Raw genomic sequence first — 16,511 nt, 5'->3', positions numbered from 1 at the left:
TTCCATGGCGAAAAAACAACCGTAGGGGCGAATAATTATTCGCCCGCCTTTAAAGGCCGACGATGCCATGAAAGACCCGGAAAAATACCTCGAACAACTAAAGGCCAAGGGCCTGGATCCCGAGCGCGAGGCGCGCTTTCGCGAGGAACTGGCGGGTACGCGGCAGATATCGACTGCCGACCGGCGCGGACCTTTCCCGGACTTCTCCCGCGGCCTCTACGCCTGGCACGACCTGGCGGTGCTGCAGGACCAGGAGCGGGTCCCCAACCCGTACCAGCTCCACATGAAGGCGCTGGACGAACTCCTCGAGCGGGACCGGCAGCGCGAAAAGGACGGCTTCCCCCGCAAGATCAGGGTGGGGCGGTTGATCAAGCCGGGCAAAGGGGGCAAGGGGAAGATCGTAGTGGTCCCCTCCACCGAGGAGGAGAAGTTCCTGCACGACCCAACCATCCGACCCCCGGGGAAGGGGGGCTCGACCGGCGGCAGCGGCAAGGGCGAGGAAGGCGAGGTTATCGGGGAGCAGAAGGTGCGCGAGACCGGCGAGGAGCCGGGGCAGGGGCCGGGACAGGGCGAGGGAGAAGCCCATGAGATGGGCGCTTCCGCCTACGAACTGGGGCGGGTGCTCACCGAGCAATTCCAGCTCCCCAATCTCAAGGAAAAGGGGAAAAAGCGCTCCTTTACCCGGTACATCTACGATCTGACCGACCGGAACCGCGGTTCCGGACAGGTGCTGGACAAGAAGGCCACCCTCAGGAGGATCGTGGAAACCAACATCTCGCTTGGCAACCTCCCAGATCCTTCGGACATGGACCCGACCCGGTTCCTTATCTCGCCGCGGGACAAGGTGTACCGCATCTTCTCGCAGGAGAAGGATTACGAGCCGCAGGCCATGGTCTTCTTCCTGCGCGATTACTCCGGCTCGATGGCGGGCAAGGTGACCGAGCTGGTGGCAACCCAGCATGTAATGATCTACAGCTGGCTTTTGTACCAGTACGCCGGACAGGTCGAATCACGCTTCATCCTGCACGACACCGAGGCGAAGGAGGTGCCCGACTTCGACACCTACTACAACTCGCGGGTGGCCGGCGGGACCGAGGTGGCCAGCGCCTACAAGCTGGTGAACGAGATCGTCGAGAAGGAGAATCTTGCAGCGGACTACAACATCTACGTCTTCCACGGCACTGACGGCGATGACTGGGATACCGGCGGCGACAAGTCGATTCCCGAACTGGTCAAGATCCTCAGCTATGTGAGCCGCATGGGGGTCACCATCGCGGAACACGCGGGGACGCAGTGGACCGAAGTGGCGCGCTACCTTGAGAATTCGGGGCTCCTCCGCGACAAGCCCGACCTTTTGCGCATGGACATCATGCACGAGGACGCCGAGGAGGCCCGGGTGATCGAGGGGATCAAGAGGCTGATTTCTTAACACGAGAGCTGAACCTTCCCCCTCCCTGTCCCTCCCCCTCCGGGGGAGGGGACGATAGGTGGCAAGAGGCGGTTATGGAACTGATCAACCAACATACCAAGGCGATCATGGAAGGGTGCAAGGAGCGGGCACGCGCCGCAGGACTCTCCTTCACCGACGAGAGCCTCGAGTACATCGTGACCAACCGGGATCTCATCGAGCTCTCGCCAAAGGTCATGATCCCGACCCTGTACGACTATTGGGTGCACGACGTGGAGGTGCTCCGGGGCAAGGGCGAATACGAGCTTTACCCGCACAACCCCTACGAGACCGTGATCAACACGCGCCCCCCCATCTCGTTCTACAACGACAATAACCCGGACTGGCTCAACGTGATGATCTTCTACCACGTGCTGGGCCACATCGACTTCTTCCAGAACAACCTCTACTTCAGGCACACCTGGGAATACGACTTCACCGGGCAGGCACTCTCGGACAAGCGGGTGATAGCGAAGCTCAGAGCCGAGAAGGGGCGTTGGGTGGACTACATCCTCGAGTTCGCCCGCTCCATCGACAACCTGGTCGGCTACCACGACGAACTCTCGCCCCTGTTCATGGCGCCGGAGGCCGCCACCTCGAGCCGCTTGGACTATTACTTCGACGTCTTCCTGCAGGTCGAGAAGAAGCTTCCGGTAGGGGAGTACCTGAAAGAGGTGGCGCGCTACAACGAGGCCATCGCCCAGAACAGGGAGGAAGGGGAGCGCATCTTCTTCGCCGAGGTGACTGCCAAGTATCCCGAGATGGAGGCGCACTTCGCCAAGAGCCAGAACGTGAAACGGGTGGAGCGGCGCGACCTGATGAAGTTCCTCATCGAGAACTCCGAATTTCTGGCGCGTGACGAGAACCAGTGGATGCGCAGCGTGCTCGAGGTGGTAAGAAAGACCTCGATCTTCTTCCAGCCGCAGATCCGTACCAAGATCATGAACGAGGGGTGGGCGAGCTACTGGCACGAGAAGCTCTTCCTGGTGGATGACCGCATCAAGGGGCACGAGGTCGACTTCGCCCGCGTCCATGCCGGCGTCACCTCCATGCCGCGGGTCGGCATGAACCCGTACGCTTTGGGCATGCGGCTCATGTACCAGTTGAAGGAGAACGGCGACAAGGGGAAGACCGGTTACGAGTTCGACCGGCTCTCCGACCGGGAAGAGAGGAAGCACTTCGATGCCGCGACGGGCAAAGGCGACGAATATCTGTTCAAGATCAGGAGCAACTACTGCGACTACCTCTTCATCAAGGACTTCGTGGACCAGGAGTTCACCAACCGCTACGACCTGTTCGTGACCGGCAAGCGGCTCGACCCGCAGCGCATGGTCTGGCAGTACTACGTCAAGAGCCGGGACGCCAACGAATACCGGGATATGGTGCTTGCCTCACTGTACCATCCGCCGCACATCGAGATTGCACCGGAGCGTGGCGAGGAGGGGATGCTCTACCTGGTACACCATTTCGAGGGAAAACAGCTGGTCTCGGAATACATCGCCAACACCATGGTCGGCATCGAGTACCTGTGGGGGGCGCCGGTGCAGTTGGAGACCAGCGAGGCGTTGATGGAACAGCCGCGCGGCAGCTCCGGGCGGGAAGGTGTGGAAGAGCCAGAAATCACCTGGCAGCGGGTGGTGTACACCATGAAGGACAAGGTCCTCAGCCGGCAGGTACTGTGACAGGCGGATAAACTATGCCAGATCTAGAGACAGTCATAAAGCAGTTGAGCCGCACCATCGTCGAGCACAAGAACGCCACGCACATGTCGTTCGAGGAATACATGCAGCTCGTCACCGAGAAGCCGGAAGGGATGATGCGCAACATCTTCCAACTCTTCCACGACATGGTGAGTAGCTACGTCAACGCCGGAACCGACGAATATCCCGAGGACCCGGAGTCCATCAACTTCGTCCCCTACGATACCACCAAGCTCTTCGTGCAGAACTCCGACCGCCCGTTCTTTGCCGACCGCCTGTTCGCGAACCGTTTCATGAGCCACGTCGCCGACATGAAGAGCGGGGCGCGCCAGAACAAGATCTACATCTTCGAGGGGCCTCCGGGCTCGGGCAAGAGCACGTTCCTCAACAACGTGCTGATGAAGTTCGAGGAGTACGCCAGCACCGACGAGGGGAGGACCTACGAGGTGGTCTGGCACCTGGACCGTCGCGTCCTGGGAAGCTTCAAGGAGCACCAGGTCAGCGCCTTCGTGGAAAAGCTTTCCCACCTGCTTGACGAGTACGAACTGGAGAGCCACGACCACCTCGATACCCGGGCCTTGTTGCGCGGCGGCGACGTGGTCGAGGTCCCCTGCCCGTCCCATGACAGCCCGCTGCTCATGATCGACAAGGCCCAGCGGCGCGCCTTTTTCGATGACGTCTTCCAGAACAATTCCTTCAAATGGAAGCTCTTCACCGAGAAGGAGTACGACTGGGTGTTCCGGGACTCACCCTGCACCATCTGCACCTCCATATTCCAGGCGCTCTCGGCGCGGCTGGACGACCCCACCGACATCTTCCGCATGATCAAGGTGCGCCCCTACCGCTTCAACCGCAGGCTGGGCGAGGGGATCACGGTGTTCAACCCGGGCGACAAGTCGATGAAGCAGAACATCCTCACCAACGACATGCTGCAGAGGAAGGTAGACCTCCTCTTGGGCGACAGCAACGAGGTGAAGTACATCTTCTCCAACTTCGCCAAGACCAACAACGGCATCTATGCCCTCATGGACGTGAAGTCCCACAACGCCGAGCGGCTCCTGGAGCTGCACAACATCATCAGCGAAGGGATCCACAAGGTTGAGGACATCGAGGAGAACGTGCGCAGCCTGTTCATCGCGCTCATGAACCCCGAGGACGAGCGGAGCATCGAGGGGGTGCAGTCCTTCTCGGACCGCATCGAGTTCATCAACATCCCCTACGTCATGGATCTGAACACCGAGGTGGAGATCTACCGCAACATCTTCGGCAAGCACATCGACTCGAGCTTCCTGCCACGGGTGCTGCATAACTTCGCGCGGGTCATCATATCGACCAGGATGAACGTGAAGTCCGACGCGCTCCTGGAGTGGATCGGGGACCCGGAGAAGTACCGGCTCTACTGCGACGAGAACCTGCAGATCCTGAAGATGGAGATCTATACCGGGCACATCCCCGAGTGGCTCTCCGAGGAGGACAGGAAGCGGCTGAACGCGAAGCGGAGGAAGAAAATCATCGCCGAGAGCGAGCATGAAGGGGACCACGGCTTCTCGGGGCGCGAGTCGATCAAGATCTTCTCCGACTTCTACTCGGCCTATGCCAGAAAGGACAAGATGATCACGATGAACAACCTGTCCACGTTCTTCACCCGCTGGCACAAAGAGCTGAAGGAGTCGATCCCGGACGGGTTCATGGAATCGCTGGTGCACAACTACGACTACGTGGTGCTCCAGGAGGTGAAGGAGGCGCTCTACTACTACAACGAGGCCCAGATCGAGCGCGACATCCTGCACTACATGTTCGCGGTCAACTTCGAGCCAGGCGCGGTCGAGGTCTGCCGGTTCACCGGGGAGAAGCTGGAAATCACCGAGGAGTTTCTGGCGGGGATCGAGCGGCGCCTGCTGGGCGCCAAGGTGGAGGACGAGGCGCGGTTCGCTTTCAGGCAGGAGACCCAGCGCGAGTACACCGGCAGGACGTTGACCCAGGAGATCATGGTGGAGGGGAAACGGGCGCAGGATACCGCGCTGTTCCAGTCGCTGCACGACCGTTACGTCTTCAATCTGAAGGAGAAAGTTCTGGAGCCGTTCCTGGAGAACGCCAACTTCCGTCGTGCCATCAAGGATTTCGACACCGAAACCTTCAAGACCTACGACAAGCGGATCAGGGATGACGTCACCTTCCTGATCAACAACCTCAGTTCAGAGAAGTTCAAGTACACCAAGCAGTGCGCCAAGGAAATCTGCGTTTACGTCATCGACAACGATCTCGCCCGCAAATTCCACGTCTGATTCCAACAGGGATGAAGGGGATAGAGGGGAAAGCCGAAGCAACGGGCTTTCATCCCTTTCATCCCCTTCATCCCTGTTAAACGACTCCCGCCTTTACGCCGCGACCTTGAACTGGTTCACCATGTTTTGCAGCGACCGCGCCGAGTTGGCGAGATCCTCCGCGGCCCGGGCGGATTCCTGCGCGCCCCCCGCCGTTTCCTGCACCACCCCGATGATCTGGCGCATGCTCTCGGAGATGTTGGTGGTGGTCGCGGACTGCTGTTCGGCCGCGGTGGCAACCTGCGAGACGTACTCCAAGAGCGGGGTGATATGTTCCTTGATGGTCCCGATGGCGTGGCTGGAATGCTGTACGTCGTCGGTGCCGCTTCTGACACTGGTTGCGCTGCGCTCCATCAGCGCCACCACGTTTTTCACATCCCCCTGCAACGACGCGATTATCGACTGCACTTCGCGGGTGGACGAGGTGGTGCGTTCCGCCAGCCTCCTGACCTCGTCGGCGACCACCGCGAAGCCGCGTCCCTGTTCGCCGGCCCGCGCGGCCTCGATGGCGGCATTGAGCGCCAGGAGGTTGGTCTGGTCGGCGATGTCTTCGATGGCGACCACGATGTTTCCGATCTTGTCCGAGTTGGCGCCCAGGGCCTTGACGGCGTCGACCGTGCCCGACACCATCTGCTCGATCTCTCCCATCACCGATGTCATGCGCGTGATGGTCTCTTCCCCCTTGCTGGTCGCGGTGCTGGTGCTTCCCGCCCGGTCGGCCATCTTTTGGCAGCTGAGCGCGATGTCGCTGCTGACGCCAGCCATCTCTCCGACGGCGCTGGAGACGGAGCTGGACTGCTCCGAAGCGTGCACCGTCCCCTCCGCCATCCTGAGCGAGGTATTGCTCAGTTGACTGGATGCGCTGGCTAGTTCGTCTGCGGTCTGCTGGATCCCCTGGATCATCCCCCGCATGGAAGCCTGCAGTTTCTGCAGGGCCCTCAGCATGTCGCTGATCTCGTTGCGGCGGTTGACCACGATCTCTTCGCTCAGGTCCCCCTGCGCCATGGTCTCCAGGTATCTCATGGTCCGCACCAGCGGTGTCCTGATGGACCAGATGTTAATCGCTCCGAAGATGCCGCCCAGGAGGATGAAGAGGGCGAGGGAGCCATACTTGATCAGCAGGGAGTCGGCTTGGGCGGCAATCGCTGTGGCAACCAGACAGAGGCTGTAGCAGATGCACAGCAGGCTGAGCCTAAACTTGATGGTGAGGTTGAGGTAAATATTCAGGATTTCCTTCATTTCCTTCTCCTTGCCGATGCTGCGGCAGATAGCCGCTTCCGCCGAACGATGTTTCAGTCATGCAGTTCCCTTATCGGGATGAGTGGTATGTACTTGAGACGGGCTGTAAACAAAAGGTGCCGAATTTGAGGAAAATAATGTGATTCAGGGCCGCCGCCTCGACCGGACGGCTCCCCGTACTGACAATAAAAAGTGGCCGCCGCCCTAGAACGTGGTATGTTAATTGCCGTTTTTCTTTTTCCAGGAGGTGCCACGGATGAGAGACACGCTTTGCCGGATGATCATGAGCTTTGTGGGAGAGGAGCGGGGCAACCGGTTCCCGGGAGACGATGCACCATATTTCGCTGAGCCTTTGATCGGGTTCGCGGCAGCGGATGATCCGCTTTTCACACAGTACAAGGCGGTGATCGGCTCGTTCCATCTCACCCCGACGGAACTGGCGCGGGAAGAAACCCCGCCCTGGCAGCCTGCCACCGTTATCTGCTGGGCTCTGCCCATCTCTGAAGAGACCCGACGCGGCAACCGCGCCGAGACGACCTATCCCTCCCGCGCGTGGGCGCTCACCAGGGAGCACGGGGAAGCGTTCAACGCGGCCCTGCGCCGCCAGGTGGTTCGGTTCCTGGTCGATGCGGGGCATCACGCCTTCGCTCCACAGCTGCATCCGGCGTGGCGTGAGTACCCGGATTCCCCGGTCGGGATCGCGTCTTCCTGGTCCGAGCGTCACGCCGCCTACGCCGCCGGCCTGGGAACTTTCAGCCTCAACGATGCCCTCATCACGCCGCGCGGGATCGCGCATCGCCTGGGGAGTGTCGTCACCGACCTCGCCATCGAGCCGTCCAAGCGGCCCTGGAGTGACCACAGGTCCAACTGTCTCTGGTATCGGGAGGGGAGCTGCGGAGCGTGCATCGGGCGCTGTCCGGTCGGCGCCCTGTCAAGGGAGGGGCACGACAAAGGGATCTGCCGCGGCTATGTCTATGGAGCGGTTCCCGCCGCCGTCGGCGAACGGTACGGGGTACACTGCACGGGCTGCGGCCTGTGCCAGACCAAGGTTCCGTGCGAGGACCGGATACCAGTGGGCAAGGTTTCGCCCCTGGCGGCGAGGCTTGGCGAAGAAAGTTAGCGGAGAACCTCCCCCTGGTCCCTCTCCCTCTGGGAGAGGGTGCCTAAAGGGCGGGAGTTAACGAAGGTCCTCCCCTGGTCCCCTCTCCCCCTGGGAGAGGGTGCCCGAAGGGCGGGTGAGGGATGTTGTTGACGATGTGCGCATCCGGCGGAAGATGCCGCGTAGGCAAAGCAAAGGGCACCCCCCATCCGGGAGGTGCCCTTTTTAACGCTGCGCCAGGCAGGATCACTTCTTTTTGCCGTTTCCCTTGGCGGCGAGGGCGGCCTGCATCGCCTCCCCCATCTTGGTGGGGCTGGAAGCGACGGTGACGCCGCACTCGGTGAGGGTGCGGATCTTGTCTTCCGCCTTCCCCTTCCCCCCGGTGATGATGGCGCCGGCATGCCCCATCCTCTTGCCCGGCGGCGCGGTGACCCCCGCTATGAACGCCGCCACCGGTTTTTTCATGTGCTCCTCGATCCAGTGCGCGGCGTCTTCCTCGGCGGATCCTCCGATTTCGCCGATCATGAATACCCCTTCCGTTCCCGGGTCTTCGTTGAAGAGCTTGAGCACGTCGATGAAGTTCATGCCGATGATCGGGTCGCCGCCGATCCCGACGCAGGTGGACTGTCCGAGCCCCACGTCGGTGAGCTGCTTCACCGCCTCATAGGTGAGGGTGCCGGAGCGCGAGACAACGCCGATCTTGCCGGGCTTGTGGATGTGCCCGGGCATGATGCCGATCTTGCACTCGCCCGGCGTGATCACGCCGGGGCAGTTGGGTCCTACCAGACGCATCTTGCTCTGCTTGAGTACCGCCTTCACCGGGACCATGTCCCGCACCGGGATCCCCTCCGTGATGCAGACGGCGAGTTCGAGACCGGCCGCAGCCGACTCGAGGATGGCGTCGGCAGCCCCCGGCGGCGGCACGAAAATCATGGAGACGTTGGCGTTGGTGTACTTCACCGCCTCGGCCACGGTGTTGAAGACCGGTATCCCCTCGATGTGGATGCCACCCTTGCCTGGTGTCACGCCAGCAACGATGTTGCTGCCGTACTCGCGGCACTGCTGGGTGTGAAAGAGGCCGCTGCGGCCGGTAATCCCCTGGACCACTATCCTGGATGCATTGTTGATCAGTATGGACATAACTTGTCTCCCGAATATGATCCCCTCCCCTTGCGGGAGGGTAGGGGGTGGGGAAGGACGCCACAGTGCACTCCGACTGTTGCTTCACCCACCCCCCGACCCCCTCCCGTCAAGGGAGGGGGAGTGCTATCCCAGCATACCGACGATCTTCGAGGCGGCGTCCCCCAGGTTGTCGCTGCACTGGACGTTCAGGCCGCTCTCGGTGAGGAGCCGTTTCCCTTCCTCGACCTGGCTGCCGTCCATGCGCACCACGATCGGGAGGGTGCAGTTCACTTCACTTGCCGCCTCGATGATGCCGTGGGCGATCACGTCGCAGCGCATGATGCCGCCGAAGATGTTGACGAAGATCCCCTTCACATCCGCGTCCTGCAGGATGATTTTGAAGGCCTCGGCCACCTTCTCGCGCGTCGCACCGCCTCCGACGTCAAGGAAGTTGGCAGGTTCGCCGCCGTACTCCTTGAGCACGTCCAGGGTCGCCATGGCGAGGCCGGCGCCGTTGACCAGGCAGCCGATGGAGCCGGAGAGCTTGATGTAGGCGAGGTCGTATTTCCCGGCGTTGATCTCGAGCGGGTCGAGCTGGGAGTAGTCCATCATGTCCGGGTATTCGCGATGTCTGAAGATGGCGTTGTCGTCAAAGGTGATCTTGGCGTCCATGGCCATGAGCCAGCCGGCCCTGGTCACCACGAGGGGGTTGATCTCCACCAGCGCGCAGTCCTTCTCCAGGCAGACCCGGTACAGGTTCTGGATCAGGTTGACGCAGTCCTCGCAGACGCTCCCGGAGAGACCCAACTGCAGGGCGATCTGCCGCGCCTGGTACGATCTGAGCCCCAGGAAGGGGTCGATGGCCAGCGTATGGATCTTTTCCGGCGTCCTCGACGCGACCTCCTCGATCTCCATCCCCCCTTCAGCGGAGGCGATCAGGACGTAGCGGGACGTGCTCCGGTCCAATGTGATGGAGAGGTAGAACTCGCGGGCGATTTCGACCGCCTCCTCCACCAGGATGCGCCGCACCTTGAGCCCTTCCGGGCCGGTCTGCGGGGTCACCAGGGTCTTGCCGAACAGTTCCTTCGCGTATTCCTGGGCCTGCTCCGGATGGTGCACGAGCTTGACGCCGCCAGCCTTGCCGCGGCCGCCGGCGTAGATCTGCGCCTTCACCACGCAGCGCCCCCCCATCTCCTTGGCCGCCCGCTCCACCTGGTCGGCGGTGAGCGCAACGCGACCACGGGGGATGGGGATGCCGAATGAATTCAGTATCTCCTTGGCCTGATACTCATGAATGTTCATCCTGTTCTCCTATGGTGCAGCTTTGGATTTTGCCTGGTGCAGCGTGCTATCAGAAGGTAAGTCGTCTATATCGTGGGGATCTGGCGGAGCGGCGGGAAACGCACCCCGCATTCTTATCGGCACAACGTGGGTGGAAATTCAAATTAAGACTAAATAGTATCACAATTAAAAAAAGAGAAGCCCGGGGGGCTTCTCTTGTGATGGTTCTCCTTTCGCGTTGCCGCTACCTGGTCTGCAGTCTGCGGCGCACCTCGATCCGTTCGGTCCCTTTGGCGCACCGCAACTCCACCTCGGAGACAGACGTGAAGTTGCCGCCGGGATTCTTCCGGGCCGCCCGTGCCTGTCGCTCCAGTGCGATCCTCCTGCACTTTTCCAGGACGTCCTGTATGTCGCTCCCGGTGACGTCGGCGACCTCGAAGCGGTGCTTGCGCGCCACGATCCCTTCACCCTGGGTGCTGACGATGTTTCCCCGGCAAACGAGGTCGTCCGCGCCGGCTGTGCCGGCCAGTGACAGCAGAAGGAACATCACGGTTGCTGTTTTCATCAGGGCTCCTTGCCGGCGGCTTACTCCTCGCCGGTATTGTTGCTGCGCCTCCCTAGTGCCCTCAGTTCCCTGCGGGACATTCTCCCTGCGGGGCGGGTCGGGTTTTGTGCGGTGGGAGCGGGTGCAACGACTGGCGCGGTCGGGGGGGGGGCGGTTACGGGAGCACCTGCAGCGCCCGCCACGCCGGCCGGACCCGGCTGTGCCGGTTCTGCCGGCGCCGTTTCTCCCGGCTGACCCGGGGCTTGTTGCACCAGTAGCGGTTGAGTGGCCGGCGCGGGAGCGGCGCCTCGCGCTGGCGCGGCCGATGCCGCAGGAGTGGCCGGCTGTGCCGTTGCCAATCCTCCCAGCTTGCCGGTCGCCACATCGAGGACCCGGGCCTTTTTCAGGTACCGGGCGGGAATCTCGTTCAGGCTGTTGGTGTAGAACCTGGTCCCGCTGCCATCCTTCCAGGTGTAGAACTCGGCGGAAACGGCCGTCGCACTCATAAAAAACATCAGGACTGCAATAAGTGCCTTCATGTACCCTCCGAAGTGTTGCTCGCAACGTCAACTATTATTAAGGATAAGTCGCCCCCATTCAAGCCAAAAAGGGGATGATAACTTTTCGGCACTTCCACCGCTTTCTTCAGTAGGAGCCCGTCATGCAATATTCCGCCCCCTGTGTTATCCTAAGGGCTGTGCAAGAGGAGATGTTTCAATAACCTGCAGGAGATAACGTCATGAGGAATGCGAAATTCATCCTCGGTCTATTATGCTTTGTAGCGGCGGCCATTGGTATCGAAGCTGACGCCGCTTCCCGTATCAAGGTGTATTCGGCGGAAAAGGGGAGCTATATCATGTCCGACGAGGTAGTGAAGACGAACGCGGAGTGGAAGAAGATACTCACCCCGGAGCAGTACCATATCCTTCGGGAAAAGGGGACCGAGCGGGCCTTTACCGGCAAGTACGCTGCGACCCACGATCACGGCATCTACCGCTGCGCCGGGTGCGGGCTGGACCTGTTCAAGTCAGAGGACAAGTTTGAGTCGGGCACCGGTTGGCCCAGCTTCACCCAGCCGATAGTGAAGGAAAACGTGAAGACCGAAACCGACCGCAGTTTCTTCAGCACGCGGACCGAGGTGCTGTGCCGTCGCTGCGGTGGGCATTTGGGACACGTATTCAACGACGGTCCCAAACCGACGGGGCTGCGCTACTGCATGAACTCCGCGGCCCTACAGTTCGTGGCCACCAAGTAAGATAGCAAATGGGGAAACTGAGAGAGAAACCGAAGGCTCTAACGCAAAGGCGCCAAGCCGCGGAGGTGCAAAGGAAGCTGCCAAAGACTCTTCGACTGCTTGTCTTGGGCCGTGCCTCCCCGTCTTTGCGCTGAGGCAGGTGTGGTTTTGGGGGAGGCATTGACATGAGAGGTCCGATATTGTTGGCGAGCGCCATTCTGCTCATCCTGGCGTTGGCAGGTTCCTCGTCGGCTGCGCAGTTGCAGAAGGCCACTTTTGCCGGCGGCTGCTTCTGGTGCATGGAGCATCCCTTCGACGAGTTGCCGGGGGTGGTCTCGGTGACGTCCGGCTATACCGGCGGCCAGGTGAAGAACCCGACCTACGAAGAGGTATCCGCAGGGGGCACCGGCCACGCGGAATCGGTGCAGGTGCTCTACGATCCGGCGAAGATCAGCTATGACAAGCTGCTCAGCCATTACTGGCACAACATCGACCCGACCGTGAAAGATCGCCAGTTCTGCGACGTCGGGCACCAGTACCGGAGCGCCATTTTCTATCACAACGAGGAGCAGAAACGCCTGGCCCTGCAGTCCAAACAGGCACTGGAGAAGAGCAGGCAGTTGAAGGCGCCCATCCAGACCGAGATCGTTGCGGCGACCGAGTTCTACCCGGCCGAAGAATATCACCAGCATTACTACAAGAAGAATCCTCTGCGGTATTCTTACTACCGCTTGAGCTGCGGCCGTGATCACCGGCTCAAGGAACTCTGGGGGGACCAGGCCGGGAAGTGAGGGCAAATTCCCCTAAATCCCCCTTTGCCAAAGGGGGACTTTTACCAAGGATCGGCACGGGTTTTAACGTAGAACGTAGAGCATAGAACTCGGTGGGTGCCGGGGGATTCTATGAAGAACCGAGAGATAGCCCGGATGTTCGAAGAGATCGCGAACATCATGGAGATCCGGCAGGACAACATCTTCAAGATCAGGGCCTACCGCCGGGCGGCGCTCAACCTGGACGGGCTGAACCGTGATCTGGCCCAGATGTCGCACAAGGAGCTCCTGGAGATTCCGGGGGTGGGTGCGGACTTGGCCGCACGTATCGAGGAATATCTGCAAACCGGAACCACGGCGCACTTCGAGGAGCTGAAAAAGGAGGTTCCGGCCGGCGTCTTCACCATGCTGGCCGTGCCCGACCTGGGGCCGAAGACCGCGAAGGCGATATACGAGGCGTTGCGCATCAGCAGCCTCGAGGAGCTGGAGCGGGCGGCACAGGAACACCGGCTGATCGGCATCAAGGGGATCAAGGAAAAGACCGAGGAGAACATCCTCAAGGGAATCCAGGCGGTCAAGCGGGGCCGGGAGCGGCAACCGCTGGGACGTATGCTCCCGGCAGCGGAAGAGCTGGTGGCGGCGCTCAAGCAGCAGGCGCCGCTGGAGCGGATCGAGGTGGCGGGGAGCATCAGGCGCCGGCGCGACAGCATCAAGGACATCGACATCGTGGCGACCTCTCCCGATCCGGCGGGCGTCATGGAGGCCTTCCTGAACCTGGCCCAGGTGCACGACGTCATCATGCGCGGCCCGACCAGGGCCAGCGTGACCATCCGGGAAGGGGTGCAGGTCGATCTGCGCGTGGTGGAGCCTCTCTCCTACGGCGCCGCGCTCGCCTACCTGACCGGAAGCCAGGCCCACAACGTCCGGTTGCGGGAGATGGCGCAGAAACGGGGACTGAAGATCAACGAGTACGGTATCTTCCGCGAGGAGGACAACGTGCGCCTGGGAGGGGAGAACGAGGAGGACGTCTATCGTCTGCTGGAGCTTCCCTTCGTGCCGCCGGTGCTGCGTGAAGACCGCGGCGAGATCGAGGCGGCGCAGGCCGGGAAACTGCCGCAGCTGATCACCAGGGAGCAGATAACCGGTGACCTGCACGTCCATTCCCGCTGGAGCGACGGCGCCCATGCCATCGCGGAGCTGGCGGAGGCGGCCCGGCTGCGGGGGCTTTCGTACATCGCGGTGACTGATCATTCCCAGGGGCTCGGGGTGGCCCGCGGCCTGACCGTGGAGCGGCTCCGCGAGCAGCAGGAGGAGATCCGTGAGTTGAACCGCGATCTGAAGGGGTTCCGGTTGCTGCACGGCACCGAGATGGACATCCACGGCGACGGGACGCTGGATTTCCCGGACGAGGTGCTCAAGGAACTCGACGTGGTGGTAGCATCCATCCACTCCGGTTTCAACAACTCCAGGGAAGTCATGACCGCGCGCATCGTGGCCGCCATGAGGAACCCCTACGTGCACATCATCGCGCATCCCACCGGACGCATCATCGGAGAGCGGGAGGGGTACCAGCTGGACATGGAGGAGGTGCTCCAGGTTGCCAGGGAAACCGGGACGGCGCTGGAGATCAACTCCTACCCGCTGCGTCTCGACCTGGAGGACCGCTACGTGCGCCGCGCCAAGGAGCTGGGGGTGAAGATCGCGATCAACACGGACACCCACGCGAAGCTCCAGTTCGATACCCTCCCCTGGGGCATCGCGGTCGCCCAGCGTGGATGGCTGGAGCGGGAGGACGTGCTCAATACGCTTACGGCGGATGAGCTGTTGAAACTGTTGAAACGCAAGAAACACGGACACCCGTAGGGGCGAATAATTATTCGCCCGATGCTGCCGCCCGTTGCGTGGTTGCGGGCATTAGAGGAGGGGCACGCCGGGCTGGGCGAATGATTATTCGCCCCTACAGGCAGTCCCCTCCCCCCCCTCGCCACCTAGAGACGATGAGAAAGGAAAGCAACATGCCCAACTACTGGCTCTTCAAGAGCGAACCCACCAGCTTCTCCCTCGATGACCTCAAGAACCGTCCCGGTGCCACGGAGCACTGGGACGGCGTCCGGAACTTCCAGGCGCGTAACTTCCTGCGTGACCAGATCCAGGTCGGCGACCGGGTGCTCTTCTATCACAGTAACGTCACGGAGCCCGGGGTGGTGGGGATCGCGGAGGTGGTCAGGGGGGGCTACCCCGACTTCACCTCCTTCGACCCGAACAGCAAGTACTTCGATCCCAAGAGCACGCCGGAGAAGCCAACCTGGTACATGGTGGATGTGCGGTTCGTGCGTGAGTTGCCGCGGCCCGTTACCCTTTCTGAACTGAAGACTATCCCCGAACTCTCGGAGATGGCGCTACTGAACCGCAGCCGCCTGTCGGTGCAGCCGGTGCGCAAGGAAGAGTGGGACCGGATCATGACGCTGGCCGGCCTCCACCCTTAAGTCTTCTCTGATCCAGGATGAGCTCCGGGTGAGGGCGCAGCTAATCCGGCAGGTGACGCTTGTCCCCCCTCCCTCACCCGCCCTACGGGCACCCTCTCCCAGAGGGAGAGGGATGGGACTGGCCTCGCTGCAAACTTTGACTTTGAACGTAGAACGTAGAACGGCTTCTGCCGTTTCAGGAGTGTCATGACATCGATAAAGCACCGCTCTAAAAAGGCAGGGCTTGCCCCCGGCACGTTGATCCACATGGGGCGTGACAAGGGGGGCGCGACCAGGGTCGATCTGGTGCAGTACGACGAGACCCGCCTGGAAAAGCGCCCGGTCACCGCGCTGGACGAGTGCCTGATCAAAAAAGGTATCCCCGGGGTCACCTGGATCAACGTGGAGGGGCTCTCGGACGTCGAGGTACTGCGACATTTCGGAAGCTGCTACGGGATCCACCCGCTGGTCCTCGAGGACATACTGGCCACGGACCAGCGCCCCAAGGCGGCCGACTACGGGGAATACCTCTACGTGGTGCTCAAGATGCTGGGGGTCGATGACGGGACGGGGGAGATCAAGAGCGAGCAGGTGAGCCTGGTGCTGGGACAGAATTACCTCATCTCGTTCCAGGAGGGGCTCGAAGGGGATGTGTTCGAACAGGTGCGCGCCCGGCTGGTCAACGAGAAGGCGCGGCTGCGGGCGATGGGGCCGGACTTCCTGCTGCACGCCCTTTTGGACGTGATCGTGGACCACTACTTCCTGATCCTCGAGAAGCTCGCGGACCGGATCGAGGACGTCGAGGACGAACTGATCGACAACCCCACCACGGCGACCGTCCAGACTATCTACCGGCTCAAGCGTCAGATGCTCTTCCTGCACAAGGCGTTCTGGCCGCTGCGCGAGGTGGCGAGCAGCCTGCAGCGCCGCGATTCACAGTTGATCCGCGACACCACGGTCATCTACCTGCGCGACCTCTACGACCACACCGTCCAGGTGCTCGACACCCTGGAGACCCTGCGCGAGATGCTCTCGGGCATGCTGGACATCTACCTTTCCAGCGTCTCCAACCGTCTCAACGAGGTGATGAAGGTCCTCACCATCATCGCGACCATCTTCATGCCCCTTTCCTTCGTCGTGGGGTGGTACGGCATGAACTTCAAGCACATGCCCGAGCTGGAGTGGAGCTATGGCTATCCGGTCGTGTTCGTCATCTGCCTCGTGCTGGCCGGGGGGATGCTGGTCTATTTCAAAAACAAGCGCTGGCTGTAGCTCTCCCTCCCGCC

At 61.5% G+C, this 16,511-nt stretch carries 14 protein-coding genes; 9 read left to right on the top strand and 5 right to left on the bottom strand.

Features of this window, described 5'->3' with window-relative positions:
* Positions 1-67 precede the first annotated feature (67 nt).
* The 3 genes from KP001_RS15195 to KP001_RS15185 all read left to right on the top strand — a co-directional run bounded on the left by KP001_RS15195 (position 68) and on the right by KP001_RS15185 (position 5,432).
* Positions 68-1,429: a DUF444 family protein gene (locus tag KP001_RS15195; RefSeq protein WP_217286438.1), complete on the top strand. Its 1,362-nt coding sequence runs from the start codon at positions 68-70 to the stop codon at positions 1,427-1,429.
* Positions 1,430-1,503: 74 nt separating this feature from the next.
* Positions 1,504-3,129: a SpoVR family protein gene (locus KP001_RS15190; protein WP_217286437.1), complete on the top strand. Its 1,626-nt coding sequence runs from the start codon at positions 1,504-1,506 to the stop codon at positions 3,127-3,129.
* Positions 3,130-3,143: 14 nt separating this feature from the next.
* Positions 3,144-5,432 (top strand): serine protein kinase PrkA, encoded by a 2,289-nt coding sequence (locus tag KP001_RS15185; protein ID WP_217286436.1) that lies wholly within the window; start codon positions 3,144-3,146, stop codon positions 5,430-5,432.
* A 93-nt stretch (positions 5,433-5,525) separates the two neighbouring features.
* Here the strand turns inward: KP001_RS15185 and KP001_RS15180 are convergent, their stop codons facing one another.
* The gene (locus KP001_RS15180; protein ID WP_217286435.1) at positions 5,526-6,710 is read right to left on the bottom strand and encodes a methyl-accepting chemotaxis protein; all 1,185 of its coding nucleotides are present in this window, start codon (positions 6,708-6,710) and stop codon (positions 5,526-5,528) included.
* A 256-nt stretch (positions 6,711-6,966) separates the two neighbouring features.
* Between KP001_RS15180 and KP001_RS15175 the strand changes: the two genes are divergently transcribed.
* Positions 6,967-7,830, top strand: a complete 864-nt coding sequence (locus KP001_RS15175) for an epoxyqueuosine reductase (protein ID WP_217286434.1) — start codon at positions 6,967-6,969, stop codon at positions 7,828-7,830.
* A 225-nt stretch (positions 7,831-8,055) separates the two neighbouring features.
* On the opposite strand, the gene sucD is transcribed toward KP001_RS15175, so the two are convergent.
* The 4 genes from sucD to KP001_RS15155 form a co-directional block, all read right to left on the bottom strand.
* Positions 8,056-8,949, bottom strand: a complete 894-nt coding sequence (gene sucD / locus KP001_RS15170) for a succinate--CoA ligase subunit alpha (RefSeq protein ID WP_217286433.1) — start codon at positions 8,947-8,949, stop codon at positions 8,056-8,058.
* A 126-nt stretch (positions 8,950-9,075) separates the two neighbouring features.
* Positions 9,076-10,233, bottom strand: a complete 1,158-nt coding sequence (sucC, locus tag KP001_RS15165) for an ADP-forming succinate--CoA ligase subunit beta (protein ID WP_217286432.1) — start codon at positions 10,231-10,233, stop codon at positions 9,076-9,078.
* A 223-nt stretch (positions 10,234-10,456) separates the two neighbouring features.
* Complete coding sequence (locus tag KP001_RS15160) at positions 10,457-10,777, bottom strand: hypothetical protein (RefSeq protein ID WP_217286431.1); 321 nt, start codon at positions 10,775-10,777, stop codon at positions 10,457-10,459.
* 20 nt (positions 10,778-10,797) lie between these two features.
* A complete protein-coding gene (locus KP001_RS15155; RefSeq protein ID WP_217286430.1) occupies positions 10,798-11,295 on the bottom strand; it encodes a hypothetical protein in 498 nt (165 codons plus the stop codon).
* 200 nt (positions 11,296-11,495) lie between these two features.
* Here KP001_RS15155 and msrB point away from each other — a divergent pair, with 200 nt between their 5' ends.
* The 5 genes from msrB (at position 11,496) to corA (ending at position 16,497) form a co-directional block, all read left to right on the top strand.
* Positions 11,496-12,011, top strand: a complete 516-nt coding sequence (msrB, locus tag KP001_RS15150) for a peptide-methionine (R)-S-oxide reductase MsrB (RefSeq protein ID WP_217286429.1) — start codon at positions 11,496-11,498, stop codon at positions 12,009-12,011.
* Between the two features lie 164 nt (positions 12,012-12,175).
* A complete protein-coding gene (gene msrA / locus KP001_RS15145) occupies positions 12,176-12,781 on the top strand; it encodes a peptide-methionine (S)-S-oxide reductase MsrA (RefSeq protein ID WP_217286428.1) in 606 nt (201 codons plus the stop codon).
* A 111-nt stretch (positions 12,782-12,892) separates the two neighbouring features.
* A complete protein-coding gene (gene polX, locus KP001_RS15140) occupies positions 12,893-14,623 on the top strand; it encodes a DNA polymerase/3'-5' exonuclease PolX (protein WP_217286427.1) in 1,731 nt (576 codons plus the stop codon).
* 152 nt (positions 14,624-14,775) lie between these two features.
* Complete coding sequence (locus KP001_RS15135; protein WP_217286426.1) at positions 14,776-15,246, top strand: EVE domain-containing protein; 471 nt, start codon at positions 14,776-14,778, stop codon at positions 15,244-15,246.
* A gap of 186 nt (positions 15,247-15,432) precedes the next feature.
* Entirely contained in the window at positions 15,433-16,497 is a 1,065-nt protein-coding gene (corA, locus tag KP001_RS15130; protein WP_217286425.1) for a magnesium/cobalt transporter CorA, read from the top strand.
* Positions 16,498-16,511 lie beyond the last annotated feature (14 nt).

Origin of the sequence: Geomonas subterranea (genome assembly GCF_019063845.1) — a bacterium.
Taxonomy (GTDB): domain Bacteria; phylum Desulfobacterota; class Desulfuromonadia; order Geobacterales; family Geobacteraceae; genus Geomonas; species Geomonas subterranea.
Note: the sequence above shows the minus strand (reverse complement) of the source record. Positions and strands in the feature narration are given on the sequence as shown.

What these genes read in the sequence shown, in the direction of transcription:
- KP001_RS15195 (WP_217286438.1), top strand. Translation starts at nt 68, where the DNA reads ATGAAAGACCCGGAAAAATACCTCGAACAACTAAAGGCCAAGGGCCTG.
- KP001_RS15190 (WP_217286437.1), top strand. Translation starts at nt 1,504, where the DNA reads ATGGAACTGATCAACCAACATACCAAGGCGATCATGGAAGGGTGCAAG.
- KP001_RS15185 (WP_217286436.1), top strand. Translation starts at nt 3,144, where the DNA reads ATGCCAGATCTAGAGACAGTCATAAAGCAGTTGAGCCGCACCATCGTC.
- KP001_RS15180 (WP_217286435.1), bottom strand. Translation starts at nt 6,710, where the DNA reads ATGAAGGAAATCCTGAATATTTACCTCAACCTCACCATCAAGTTTAGG.
- KP001_RS15175 (WP_217286434.1), top strand. Translation starts at nt 6,967, where the DNA reads ATGAGAGACACGCTTTGCCGGATGATCATGAGCTTTGTGGGAGAGGAG.
- sucD (WP_217286433.1), bottom strand. Translation starts at nt 8,949, where the DNA reads ATGTCCATACTGATCAACAATGCATCCAGGATAGTGGTCCAGGGGATT.
- sucC (WP_217286432.1), bottom strand. Translation starts at nt 10,233, where the DNA reads ATGAACATTCATGAGTATCAGGCCAAGGAGATACTGAATTCATTCGGC.
- KP001_RS15160 (WP_217286431.1), bottom strand. Translation starts at nt 10,777, where the DNA reads ATGAAAACAGCAACCGTGATGTTCCTTCTGCTGTCACTGGCCGGCACA.
- KP001_RS15155 (WP_217286430.1), bottom strand. Translation starts at nt 11,295, where the DNA reads ATGAAGGCACTTATTGCAGTCCTGATGTTTTTTATGAGTGCGACGGCC.
- msrB (WP_217286429.1), top strand. Translation starts at nt 11,496, where the DNA reads ATGAGGAATGCGAAATTCATCCTCGGTCTATTATGCTTTGTAGCGGCG.
- msrA (WP_217286428.1), top strand. Translation starts at nt 12,176, where the DNA reads ATGAGAGGTCCGATATTGTTGGCGAGCGCCATTCTGCTCATCCTGGCG.
- polX (WP_217286427.1), top strand. Translation starts at nt 12,893, where the DNA reads ATGAAGAACCGAGAGATAGCCCGGATGTTCGAAGAGATCGCGAACATC.
- KP001_RS15135 (WP_217286426.1), top strand. Translation starts at nt 14,776, where the DNA reads ATGCCCAACTACTGGCTCTTCAAGAGCGAACCCACCAGCTTCTCCCTC.
- corA (WP_217286425.1), top strand. Translation starts at nt 15,433, where the DNA reads ATGACATCGATAAAGCACCGCTCTAAAAAGGCAGGGCTTGCCCCCGGC.